The sequence below is a fragment of the Kribbella sp. NPDC048915 genome (assembly GCF_040649595.1).
Taxonomy (GTDB): Bacteria; Actinomycetota; Actinomycetes; order Propionibacteriales; family Kribbellaceae; genus Kribbella.
This window is the reverse complement of sequence record NZ_JBEZFT010000078.1, coordinates 1-12,356: the sequence shown is the minus strand read 5'-3', so window position 1 is coordinate 12,356 and position 12,356 is coordinate 1. Positions and strand designations below refer to the sequence as shown.

The window sequence follows — 12,356 nt, the reverse complement described above, 5'->3', positions numbered from 1 at the left end:
TCGAGGATGGCCGATGAAACCTGAGAAGAACCGACGAATCCGGGCGCGCGGGTGGGGCATCGGGGTCGCGATCGCGGCCCTGCTGGCCGGCATCGTCACGCCGCCAGGCCAGGCTGCCGCCCAACTCGCCACCCAACCCATCAACCAGTCCACCACCACCGCGCGATCCGCGCCGGACGCACTCAAGACAGCGGTTCCGCCGACCAAGATCACCCTGATCACCGGCGACACCGTGACGTACGCCCAGGACGCGGGCGGACGGGTGTCGGTGACCGTCGACCCACGCCCGGACCTCGGTCGCATGACGTACCGCGGTACCACCGAGAACGGCCGGCACTACTTCGTCCCGGACGAGGTACGGCCGCACATCACCGCGGGAGTGCTCGACAAGGAACTGTTCAACCTCACGGCACTGGTCGCCGACGGCTACGCCAACGACCGTGCGGGGCAGTTGCCGTTGATCGTTCAGTACAAGGACAAATCCACGACCGCCCAGCTCGCCGCCCGGGCGAGCACACTGCCCGGTGAGGCGGCCTCGAAGGCTCTCGCGCCGATCAACGCCGCCGCGGTCCGGGTCGGCAAGAAGGACACGAAAGCCTTCTGGTCGAGCGTCTTCGCCGCCACGCCGGGCAATGCTCGCGGATACCGGCTGCCGGGGGAGCTCGGACAGGGCGTCCAGCGGGTCTGGCTGGACGGCAAGGTCAAGGCGCTCGACGAGCAGAGCAACCACCAGATCGGCGCGCCGGCGGCCTGGGCGACCGGTGCCGACGGGACCGGCGTGACGGTCGGCGTGATCGACACCGGCATCGACACCACGCACCCCGACCTGGCCGGCAAGGTGGTTGCCGCACGCAACTTCGTACCGGCCGGTGACGCCGGTGGCGGCGACCCGGCCGACGTCACGGACCGGCACGGGCACGGCACCCACGTCGCCTCGACGGTCGCGGGCAGTGGCGCGGCGTCCGGCAAGCGGCACCAAGGCGTCGCGCCGGCCGGCAAGCTGATCATCGCCAAGGCACTGAGCGACGCCGGCTCCGGCAGCGACTCGACGATCATCGAGGCGATGCAGTGGCAGGCCGAACAGCGGACCCGGGTCGTCAGTATGAGTCTGGGCGGTGCACCGACCGACGGTCTGGATCCGATTAGTCAAGCGGTCAACAACCTCAGCCGGCAGTACGGCACGCTGTTCGTCGTCGCGGCCGGAAACTCCGGTCCTGGCCCGAAGACGGTGTCCGCCCCCGGAGCAGCGGACCTGGCCCTGACCGTCGGTGCCGTCGACAGTGCGGACCAGCTCGCGGACTTCTCGAGCCGCGGCCCCCGTCTGGGTGATTACGCCGTGAAGCCGGAGATCACCGCGCCCGGCGTAGGCATCATCGCCGCGCGGGCCGCCGGTACGTCGATGGGCACGCCGGTCGACGAGCACCACACGGCCGCGAGCGGTACGTCGATGGCGACACCGCATGTGGCGGGCGCGGCGGCGCTGCTCGCCCAGCAGCACCCCGACTGGAGCGGGGAACAGCTCAAGAACGCGTTGATCGGCGCCGCGCAGGACAGCAGCCTCACGTCCTTCGAGGAAGGCGCCGGCCGCCTGGACGTTGCTCGGGCGACCAGCCAGAAGGTCTGGCACGACACCCCGTCGATCTCGACCACCCGCGAGCCGGTGACGAAGCAGGTGACCTATCGCAACAGCTCAGCCAGCTCCGTCACGCTGGCGCTGCAGGCGACGCTGACGCGGCGGGACGGCACGGACGCGCCGGCGGGGATGGTGACGACCAGCGTGCCGTCGGTCCTCGTGCCGCCGGGCGGCGCTGCGAGCGTCGACGTGACCATCACCCCGGACGCCGATCATGTCGGCGTGTTCACGGGACACCTGGTCGCAACGGGCGCTGACGGGGAACGCCTGACGGTGCCGCTGGCCGCCCGCATGGGGCCGCCGATCCACACTCTGCGGATCCGTGTCGATGCGGACTCGCTGCCGAATGCGCGGCCGATCGGGCTCGGCGTCGGATCGGCCTTGGTACTGAACGACACCGATCCCGGCCTGGACGGCGAGCAGGCCACGGTCGCCAGTGCCGACTGGACGGTGGTGGGAGACCGGCTCTGGGAGGTCCGCCTCAGCGTGGCCGCGGGAACCTACGCGGTGAGCACCAACTACATCTATGCCGACATCCACCGCGCGGAGTCGGACGGACACACCCAGACCTACACGCTGCTGCGTTCCCAGCAGCAGATCGACGAGGACACGACGATCACCTTCGATCTCGAACGAGACGTGGTTCCCGTCGAGACGAAAACCGCCCGCCCGGCGGAGTCGGTGGTCCGGAACGACATGTGGACGCAGCGCACCGCGAGCGGTCTGCTGTTTTACGGGGGCAACATTCAGGTGTACCCGGGCGGGCCGCGCGGGCAGTACTACATCACCCCGACGCAGACGCCCACGATCGGGTCGTTCCGCCATCTTCACGACCACACGTTGATCGCGCCGCAGATCAGCCTGAGTCTGCGCGGGCGCGGGCGGACCGACCTGGTTCCGACCTACTTGAGCGAGTCCAACTCGGTACCGAAGTTCACCGCCGACACGACGCTGCAGTTCGCCCGCGAAGCCGATGTCCGAGCCGGGCGGAGCGTCCGCGGCAAGCTGGTGATGATGGACCCTGCGTCCGCGTATCACAGTGCCGAACGACAGGCGGAGTACTACGAGTCGATCCGCCGTAGTATCGAGGCCGGCGCCCAGGGAATCCTGACCGACTCCGGTCTGTCCGTTTCGATCACGGCCATGCCGGAGCTGAACAAGATCCCGGTGCTGGTCGTCGACGGAACCGACGCGACGCGGGCACGCGAGGCACTCGGCCGAGACAACGGCACGCGTGCGGTGGTGCATGCACAGACGATCGCGCCGTACGAGTACAAGCTCACGCACTACCTGCCTGATCGTATTCCGGATCGGGTCCGCCTGGACGGCGACGCGAAGCACGTCGCGACGGTCCACACGACGTACCAGGGCGGTTACCAGCAGGCCCAGCAGCCGTGGGGGCCGGCGGCGGACGTCAACGAGTCGAACCACACGTTCACGGCCGGTCAGTACTTCAGTTTCAAGGCGTCGCACGCGTTCGTCGGCGGGACGAGCCGGACCGAGTACTTCAGTACGCCGGGACACGACGTGCTCTGGTCGCGTTTGTACGAGTTCAACGAGTGGCCGACCGGTGTCGCCCGGCTCATCACCCAGGACCGGACGTTCGCCGCGCCGACCGTTGAGCGCGAGCGGTGGAACGAGGTCTCGATCCCGGGCTCCGTCACCGGCGGGCCGGGGCTGACCAGCAGCACACCCGGGTACTACAGCGCGTGCGACAGTTGCCGCCAGGGCGATCGGCTCCGACTGCGATCGCTGACCTCGCTCGGTCTCGGCCAGTTCTTCGACGCCGCCGATTCGAGCCATCGCGTGTACGACGACGGTCTGCTCGAAGAAGGACGGCTGTTCCGGGGGACGACGGAGATCGCTCCGAAGTACGACGACCTCGGCATCCCGTACTACGAGCTCGGCGCCGCGCCCGCGAGGTACCGGTACTCGGCCCGGACCCGGAGTACGTCGAAAATGCACGGCGTCGGCACCGTGGTCGACACGGACTGGACCTTCCGCTCCGAGCGTCCACGGCGCAGCACCGTCGAGGCGCCCGACAACTGCATCGACGGCGTTCTGTTCGGCGACAAGAATCCGTGTGACTGGCAGGCGCTGCTGCACCTGCGCTACGACCTGCAGCTGACTGCTGAAGGCACGGCCGCAGCGGGCCGCCCGCACACCGTCACCGTGACCGGGCAACGCTCCGGTGCTCCGACCAAGAGCCAGCCCGTACCGCTGACGCACTTGAAGGTGTGGATCTCGGCGGGCGGCAAGAAATGGACCGCCGCGCGAGTGACGCCCGGACCCGGTCACAGCTACCGCGTGCGACTGGTCAACCCGTCCAAGGTCGGCCCGGTCAGCCTCAAGGTCGAGGCCTCCGACCGGCACGGGAACACGATCCGGCAGGTCGTCACCGACGCCTACGCCGTGTCGTAACGACAGATCCTTTGTGAGGAAGGACTTTTATGCGTCAGAGAAGACGATTCTCGTCGGTCGCTGTCCTCAGCGCACTGGCGATAACGGCGTCCGTGCTGGCCGCCGCCCCGGCCGCCAGCGAACCGGCTGCCGGCAAAGCCGTTGCCAGCAGCATCGAAAAACCGGTCGAGGTCACGCTGGTCACGGGTGACGTCGTGACCGTGACACCTGTCGGCGGCGGCCGGGCCACCGCGACCGTTCGTCCCGGGCCCGGTCGCGACCGGATCCGGTTCTACACCCAGGAGCTCGGCGGCACTCTGAGGGTGCTCCCCGAGGACGCGGTCGGGCCGATCAGCTCCGGGGTGCTCGACCCGGAGCTGTTCGAGGTCGACGAGCTCGCCGAGCAGGGGTACGGCGGTCAGGTGCCGCTGATCGTGCAGTACACCGACGGAATCAGGCCGGCATCCGCCCTCCCCGGCGTCACGGCGGTGGAGGAGTTGCGCAGCATCGGCGGTGCCGCGGTCCGTACCGACGCGGACGGTGCCGCGAAGCTCTGGCAGTCCGTGGCCGGAGGCAACCGCTCGGCGTTGGGCGGCGGCATCAAGAAGATCTGGCTCGACGGGAAGGCGCGCGCGGATCTGCACGGCACAACCGCTCAGATCGGTGCGCCGACGGCGTGGCAGTCCGGGTACGACGGCCGCGGTGTCGATGTCGCCGTACTCGACACCGGCGTCGATTCCGCTCATCCGGACCTGGTCGGCAAGGTCGGGTCCGCGGAGAACTTCACCGACAGCCCGGATGCGGTTGACCGGATCGGCCACGGTACGCATGTCGCCGCCACCGTCGCAGGGACCGGCGCCGCGTCGAACGGTTCACGCCGGGGCGTCGCCCCGGGAGCCAACCTGCTGGTCGGCAAGGTACTGAACGACGACGGCTGGGGATACACGTCCTGGGTCATCGCCGGCATGGAGTGGGCGGCCGCCTCCGGGGCCGAGGTCGTCAACCTGTCTTTGGGCGGCCAGCCGACCGACGGCACCGACCCGCTGAGTCAGGCCGTGAACCGTATCTCCGCGGAGTCCGGCACGCTGTTTGTAGTTGCGGCTGGCAACTCCGGCGGTGAAGGCACGGTCGGGGCGCCGGGAGCCGCCGACGCGGCACTCACGGTCGGCGCGGTGGACCGCGACGAGGCGCTCGCCTACTTCTCCAGCCGCGGACCGCGGCGCGGCGATCACGCGATCAAGCCCGAGGTCACGGCACCCGGTGTCGGCGTGGTCGCGGCCCGGGCCGCGGGGACGTCGGAAGGCGACCCGGTCGACGAGCAGTACACCGCGTTCAGCGGGACCTCGATGGCGACACCGCACGTCGCCGGTGCGGCGGCGATCCTCGCGCAGCGCTACCCCGGCCTCAGAGGTCCGGCGCTCAAGGACCTGATCACCAGCACGGCCGAGCACAACGACGGCCTGACGCTGGACGAGCAGGGCGTCGGTCGGGTCGCGGTGTCTCGTGCCGTGCAGCAATCGGCGTACGCGACCGGCACACTCAATTTCGGTGTCGCGGAATTGCCGGACCCACAGCCGGTCACCGAACAGGTCAGCCTGACGAACACCGGCGACGCCGCGCTCACGCTGAACCTGGAACTGCAGCTGACGAACCTCGTCACCAAGCAGCCGCACGAGGGCAACTTCTCCTTGGGCGCGCAGCAAGTCACCGTCCCGCCGCGGTCGGCGGTGCAGGTCCCGGTCACACTCGACCCGACCGGACTCGAGCGCGGCCGGTACGGCGGATGGATCGTTGCCCGAGCCACGGACGGCACGACCCTGCGTACCGCAGTGTCGACGACTGTCCGCGGGCGCCTGCACGAGGTGACGCTCCGGATGCGCGGCCGCGACGGAGAGCTGATGGGGACTCCGTTCATCGGCCTGTTCGGCGACACCCAGGACAAGACGGCGATCGGGTTCATCCGGCATCAGGAGCGGGAGATCGGCGTCACCCTGACGGTCGAGGAGGGGACCTACCTCCTGCTCGCCCAGGGGCTGGACGGCGCACCGCTGGACGAGCAGGCCACACTGCTCACCGATCCGCACTTCGAAGTGAAATCCGACCGCAAGCTCGACCTGGAACTGCGCACCGGGACTCCCGTCCGCATCGAGACTCCGAAACCCGCGGAGCATCAGGCGGTGATGACGTACGGCGTCCAGCGCCGCCACCCGAACGGTTACGGTGTCTCGTTCGGAACGATGGAGTTCAGTACCACGACCGCGCTCAACGTCTCGCCCACGCGGCCGGTGACCTCGGGTACCTTCGAGTTCTGGTCCCGGTGGCAACTGGTCGCGCCGATGGTGCAGGTCTCCGGACGTGGTCTGACCGGCACTGAGGACATCAATCTGCTGCACACTTCGCCGGCCTGGGACGGGCGGCGCAAGCTCGAGCTGGTGTCTGCCGGGACCGGACGGCCCGAGGAACTGGCTGCGGCCCGGGTCCGCGGGAAGGCCGTCCTGCTGCGGGCGATCGTCCCGTTCGACTTCGAGGCCGAGGACCAACAGATCCGGAACGCCGCGGCCGCCGGGGCAGCGGCGGTGCTCATCCAGCGGCCCGCCGACCATTCGGCGTGGACGGTGTGGGAGCCCTTGGGTCAACGGCTGCCGCTGCCCGCGTTCGTGGTCATGCACGACGATGCCGAGCGGATGCTCGCACAGCTCCGCAAGCGGCCGATCACCATGGATCTCACCCTCACCACGTCCAGTCCGTACCTGTACGACGTGGTGCACGTCGAGAAGCAGCAGATTCCGAAGCAGGTCGTGCACCGGGTGACCAAGCAGAACACCGCTCAGGTCGAGGCGCGGTACGCCAACCCGGGCGGGACGAACTGGTCGAAGGAACAGCGGTTCGCCTGGCGGCCCTACCAGGACTTCGCGATGATGCTGGAGCGGCAGCGCTTCATCGAGACCCCGAAGGTGCGCCAGGAGTGGATCTCGGCGAACGACACCACCTGGCAGCAGCATGTGGTGTTCTTCTTCCCCGACCTGGACTTCGCTTCGTTGCGCGGTGCAACCCACGTACCGCGGACGTACAAGCCGCGCGAGACGGCGACCGAGAACTGGTTCGTCCCGGTTGTGCGGCCGGCGGCGCCGTCCGGCCCCAATGGTCCGGTGTCCGTGCGGGACGGCGATCGGCTGGACTTCCAGGTACCGGAGTTCGTCGACTCCACCGGGCATTATCAGGCCGCGATGGTCGGGGACACCGACACGGTCTCGGCGCGGCTGTTCCGGGACGGCAAGCTGTTGACCGAGCTGCCCGACGCCCACGGATCGGTAACGGTCGATCCGGACGATGCGTCGTACCGGCTCGAGCTGGAGACCGGGCGGCAGCAGGAAGACGAGTGGCTCTGGGGCGGCCGGACGACGACCGCCTGGGAGTTCCGGTCGAAGCGGACGAGCAAGACCGCGGTGCTGCCGATGCTGCAGGTCGACTATGCGGCACCTGTCGACCTCGAGGGGCGGGCGAACGGACACGTCCCGCATCTGCTCGGCCTCAGCGTCCGGAACCAGCCGGGCCTGCCCGCGCCCAAGGGCGTCACGGTCCGGGTCGATGTGTCCTTCGACGACGGCCGGACCTGGCGACAGGCGCAGGTGATCGGGAAGGGCTCGAACGTCAAGGCCCTCGTACCGGCGGGCAAGGACGCGGTGACGCTCCGGGTTCGCGCAACCGACAAAGCCGGCAATGCGGTGGACCAGACCGTTCACCGCGCCTACGGCCTCCGTTGAAGGACTGATCTGGTACCCCCGGTCTGCCCAGAGCCCCCTGGGCAGGCCGGGTTCTCCCGCTCTCCTGCTTCAATGGGAGGCGAGGTACGGCGTAACAGCTCGGTGGACGAGGGAGTGCTTGGGGACGAGCGGGCGTGCGGGCACAGCGAGGGGCAGGGCGGGTGGTCCTGCTGATTGTCGTGGCGGCGCTGGTCGCGGTGGTTGCCATCGCGTCCAGGCAGCGGTCGCCGCTGCCCGAGGACACGGAGTCGGGTGCGTCCGCCGAGGCGATCTCGAAGACCACCGAGGATGCGGAGCGGAGCCTTCTCGAGTTCTGGCGTGACGAACAGCCGCGGATCTACGACCGCGAGTTCACCGAGCCGGCCGGCGGGTTCCAGCCGAAGACGCCGCAAAGCGGGCCGTTCACGTGTGGCGGCGAGCGCTTGACGTACGACGACGTACGCGGCAACGCCTTCTACTGCGGGGCGCGCGAGGACTTCATCGCCTGGGACGCGGCCGAACTCTTCCCGCGGCTGACCGAACGGTTCGGTCAGATCGCGCCGGCGATCGTGCTCGCTCACGAGATGGGGCACGCGGTCCAGGCGCGCGTCGGGGTGGACGCGCCCTCGGTGATCCGCGAGCTGCAGGCCGACTGCTTCGCGGGAGCGTGGACCCGTTTCGCCGAGAACGACACGAACGATCCGGTCTCGGTCACCGATGCCTCGCTCGACACCGCGGTGGCCACGATTCTGACGCTGCGCGACCAACCCGGCACCGGTGCCGACGCGGAGCGGGCACACGGGCTCGGATTCGATCGCGTCAACGCCTACCAGACCGGCTACGAGCAGGGCGCCGAGCGATGCGCCCGCTTCCCCGACGGAGAGGCCGTTGTCACCGAGTTGCCGTTCCGCACCGTGTCGGAGGCGAGGAGCGGCGGCAATCTCCCGTACGACGAAACGGTCGAGGTGCTGTCGGAGAGTTTGAACGACTACTGGGCGGAGGCGGCACCGCAGTTGCGCCCCGGGGCGACATTCGATCCGCCGACTCTCGATCCTGTTGGTGGCGCCGAACTGCCGGAGTGTCCTGGTCAACCACAGCAGGACGACTTCTCGCAGTACTGCGCCTCGAGCAACTCCGTCGAGTGGCTGACGGACTGGGTCCAGCGCGCGCACGCCCAGATCGGCGATGTCGCGACCGGAGCGGTCCTCAGTGACGCGTGGGCCGAGGCCGGGCAGCGAGCGGCCGGTCTGCCGACCACCGGGAAGGAAGCCGGGCTGCAGCGCGACTGCCTGACCGGGGCCTGGCTGGCGTACCTGGCGCAGGGCGACCTACCGAGTTCGCAGCTGTCACCGGGTGACCTCGACGAGGCGCTCACCGAGATCGTGCTCAGCAGCCTGTCCGACAGCGGTCACCGATCCGATCGCGGCGGCGCCTTCGAACGCAGTACGGCGTTCCGCACCGGCATCTTCGAAGGCACGGCCGCCTGCCGCCAGTGAGTTACTCGCGCTGAGTGCTGATGGCGGTTGCGGGTGTGGTGCGGTTGCGGCGGAGCAGGTAGATGACGGTGGCCACGCCACCGAGGAGGGCGAAGATCAGCAGCGAGATCACGGCCAGGTAGGTCTTGGCGAAGTCTTGGGCGTCGTCGTCCGCCGTGCCGGGAAGCTGGGTGGTGTCGTGCGGCGTGGACCCCAGCGTCGGTGCCGGAGTCGGTGCCGCGCCGGCCACCCCGGTCTCGACGCGTACACCGGTCTCGACACGTGCGCCCGTCTCGGCCGCGGCAGCCGTCGTGGGCATTGCGACGAGGAGCAGCGCGGATGCCAGGACGACAGACAGACCTCGCATCGTTCAGTCCTCGTTCCGCTCGCGGGGCGTTTGTTCCTCGAGGTGTCCGACGCGGCCTTGGTCCTCGCCCGCGTCCAGCAGGTTGTCGCGCGGCGCGAGGTTGTCGCCGTACTCGCTCAGCGCGACGTCCGGATGGTGCATGTCGAACGCCGGCGACTCCGACCTGATCCGTGGCAGCGTGACGAAGTTGTGCCGCGGCGGCGGCGAACTGGTCGCCCACTCCAGCGAGCGGCCCCAACCCCACGGATCGTCCACCCCGACGCGCGGCGTCCGCGACGACTTGTACACGTTGTAGAAGAACGGCAGCATCGACGCGCCCAGGATGAATGCACCCACGCTCGACACCTGGTTCAGCGTGACGAAGCCGTCGCCCGCGCTGTACGACGCGTAGCGCCGCGGCATGCCCTCGACGCCGAGCCAGTGCTGCACCAGGAACGTGGTGTGGAAGCCGATGAACAGCAGCCAGAAATGCAGCTTGCCCAACCGCTCGTCGAGCATCCGGCCGGTGAACTTCGGCCACCAGAAATAGAACCCGGCGAACATCGCGAACACCACGGTCCCGAACACCACGTAATGGAAGTGCGCGACCACGAAATAGGTGTCGCTGATCTGGTAGTCCAGCGTCGGTGACGCCAGGATGACGCCGGTCAGACCACCGAACAGGAACGTCACCAGGAACCCGATCGACCACAGCATGGGCGTGTCGAACGAGAGCGAGCCGCCCCACATCGTGCCGATCCAGTTGAAGAACTTCACCCCGGTCGGGACCGCGATGACGAAGGTCATCAGCGAGAAGAACGACGCGTTCACCGCGCCGGTCACGAACATGTGGTGCGCCCAGACCGCGATCGAGAACAGCGCGATGGTGAGCGTCGCGGCCACCAGCCCGATGTAGCCGAAAACGGGTTTGCGGCTGAAGACCGGGAGGACCTCGGTGATGATGCCGAAGAACGGCAGCGCGATGATGTACACCTCGGGATGCCCGAAGAACCAGAACAGGTGCTGCCACAGGATCGGGCCGCCGTTGGCCGCGCTGAAGACCTGCGCGCCGAGCAGCCGATCGGCTTCAAGCACGAGCAGCGAGGCGGCCAGGATCGGGAACGCGATCAGCACCAGGATCGATGTCACCAGGATGTTCCAGGTGAAGATCGGCATCCGGAACATCGTCATCCCGGGCGCGCGCATCGTGATGATCGTGGTGATGAAGTTGACCGCGCCCAGGATGGTGCCGAGGCCGGCCATCCACAGCCCCATGATCCACAGGTCGGCGCCGATGCCGGGGGAGCGCTCGGCGTTGGACAGCGGCGTGTACGCCGTCCACCCGAAGTCCGGGGCTCCGCCCGGGGTGAGGAAGCCGCTCGACGCGATCAGGCCGCCGAACAGGAACAGCCAGTAGCTGAACATGTTCAGCCGCGGGAACGCGACATCCGGGGCACCGATCTGGATCGGCATGATCTCGTTGGCGAAGCCGACGAACAGCGGCGTCGCGAACAGCAGCAGCATGATCGTGCCGTGCATCGTGAACAGCTGGTTGTAGACCTCTTCGTTCACGAATTGCAGACCCGGTTCGGCCAGCTCGGCGCGGATCACCAGCGCCATCACGCCGCCGATCAGGAAGAACGCGAACGACGTGATCAGATACATGTGCCCGATGATCTTGTGGTCCGTGGTCGTCAGGACTCTGACCAGCTGCTTGCCCAACGGTCGCCGTTCGGACACAGCTGGGAAGCCTGTTCGCTGTTCGACACTGACCATGGCTCACCCCCGGCATCTCGCCGCACCTCCCAATGCACCGCAGAAACATCCGCCGGTCAAGTGTCGGAACCCGGCGGTACTTTTCGTTGCAGTCATGAACGCACCCGTTCACCCCGAGTACGCCGCCGTACCCGGCCCACCAGACGTCGACCGAAGAGAGCGACATGAAGCTGCTGCTGACCTCCGCCGGCATCACCAACGCGAGCATCCACGACACCCTGGTCGACCTGCTCGGGAAACCGGTGTCCGAGGCGGACGCGTTGTTCGTCCCGACCGCTCTGTATCCGTTCCCCGGCGGACCCGGAATGGCTTGGCGGGCACTGCACGGCCAGTCACCGGCGCCGCTGGCCGAGCTGGGGTGGAAGTCGGTCGGCGTCCTGGAGTTGTCGGTGCTGCCGAGCATCTCGCGCTCCATCTGGGAGCCGGCAGTGCGCGCCGCCGATGCGTTGCTGTTCGCCGGCGGCGACCCACTGTTCCTGGCGCACTGGCTCCGCCGCTCCGGTCTGGCTGACCTCCCGGCGCTGGAGCCCGTGTACGTCGGCGTGAGCGCGGGCAGCATGGCAGCGGCATCGACGTTCGTCGAGACGTACACCGAGCCGCCGGGCAGCGCCGACGAACCGCTCAAGTCGGAGCAGGTCGTCTTCAGTACGCCGGACGGTGACATCGACCGAACCCTCGTCACCGGCCAGGGCGCCGGGCTGGTCGACTTCGCGGTCATCCCGCACTACAACCACGAACACCACCCCGACGCCTCCGCACCCAACGCCGAGAAGTGGGCCGCCCACATCCCGGCCGCCACCTACGCCATCGACGACCAGACCGCGATCAAGGTCGTCGGCAACACCCCCGAAGTCATCACCGAAGGCGACTGGAAATTCTTCACCCCGTGACCCGTGACCCCCCGTCACCCCCCGTCACCCCCCGTCACCCCCCCGCCGCGCCCCCGCGGGCCCCCCGGGCGCCCGCCCGGCCCGCCCGGCGCC

General features: G+C 68.7%; 6 protein-coding genes. 4 read left to right on the top strand and 2 right to left on the bottom strand.

From position 1 onward, the window contains the following. The first annotated feature begins 13 nt into the window (after positions 1–13). The 3 genes from AB0B82_RS28685 (at position 14) to AB0B82_RS28675 (ending at position 9,272) form a co-directional block, all read left to right on the top strand. Positions 14–4,054: a S8 family serine peptidase gene (locus tag AB0B82_RS28685; RefSeq protein ID WP_360175191.1), complete on the top strand. Its 4,041-nt coding sequence runs from the start codon at positions 14–16 to the stop codon at positions 4,052–4,054. A 29-nt stretch (positions 4,055–4,083) separates the two neighbouring features. Continuing rightward, entirely contained in the window at positions 4,084–7,797 is a 3,714-nt protein-coding gene (locus tag AB0B82_RS28680) for a S8 family serine peptidase (RefSeq protein WP_360175188.1), read from the top strand. Between the two features lie 161 nt (positions 7,798–7,958). Next, positions 7,959–9,272, top strand: a complete 1,314-nt coding sequence (locus AB0B82_RS28675; RefSeq protein ID WP_360175185.1) for a neutral zinc metallopeptidase — start codon at positions 7,959–7,961, stop codon at positions 9,270–9,272. A 1-nt stretch (position 9,273) separates the two neighbouring features. Here AB0B82_RS28675 and AB0B82_RS28670 read toward each other — a convergent pair whose 3' ends face one another. Both AB0B82_RS28670 and ctaD read right to left on the bottom strand, forming a co-directional pair. Then, positions 9,274–9,618: a hypothetical protein gene (locus AB0B82_RS28670; protein WP_360175182.1), complete on the bottom strand. Its 345-nt coding sequence runs from the start codon at positions 9,616–9,618 to the stop codon at positions 9,274–9,276. 3 nt (positions 9,619–9,621) lie between these two features. After that, positions 9,622–11,373 carry a cytochrome c oxidase subunit I gene (gene ctaD, locus AB0B82_RS28665; protein WP_360175179.1) on the bottom strand — a complete coding sequence of 584 codons (1,752 nt, stop codon included), beginning with the start codon at positions 11,371–11,373 and terminating at the stop codon, positions 9,622–9,624. Between the two features lie 164 nt (positions 11,374–11,537). On the opposite strand from ctaD, the gene AB0B82_RS28660 reads away from it, so the two are divergent. Next, a complete protein-coding gene (locus AB0B82_RS28660) occupies positions 11,538–12,263 on the top strand; it encodes a Type 1 glutamine amidotransferase-like domain-containing protein (RefSeq protein WP_360175176.1) in 726 nt (241 codons plus the stop codon). The last annotated feature ends 93 nt before the right edge of the window (positions 12,264–12,356 follow it).

What these genes read in the sequence shown, in the direction of transcription:
- AB0B82_RS28685 (WP_360175191.1), top strand. Translation starts at nt 14, where the DNA reads ATGAAACCTGAGAAGAACCGACGAATCCGGGCGCGCGGGTGGGGCATC.
- AB0B82_RS28660 (WP_360175176.1), top strand. Translation starts at nt 11,538, where the DNA reads ATGAAGCTGCTGCTGACCTCCGCCGGCATCACCAACGCGAGCATCCAC.
- ctaD (WP_360175179.1), bottom strand. Translation starts at nt 11,373, where the DNA reads ATGGTCAGTGTCGAACAGCGAACAGGCTTCCCAGCTGTGTCCGAACGG.
- AB0B82_RS28670 (WP_360175182.1), bottom strand. Translation starts at nt 9,618, where the DNA reads ATGCGAGGTCTGTCTGTCGTCCTGGCATCCGCGCTGCTCCTCGTCGCA.
- AB0B82_RS28680 (WP_360175188.1), top strand. Translation starts at nt 4,084, where the DNA reads ATGCGTCAGAGAAGACGATTCTCGTCGGTCGCTGTCCTCAGCGCACTG.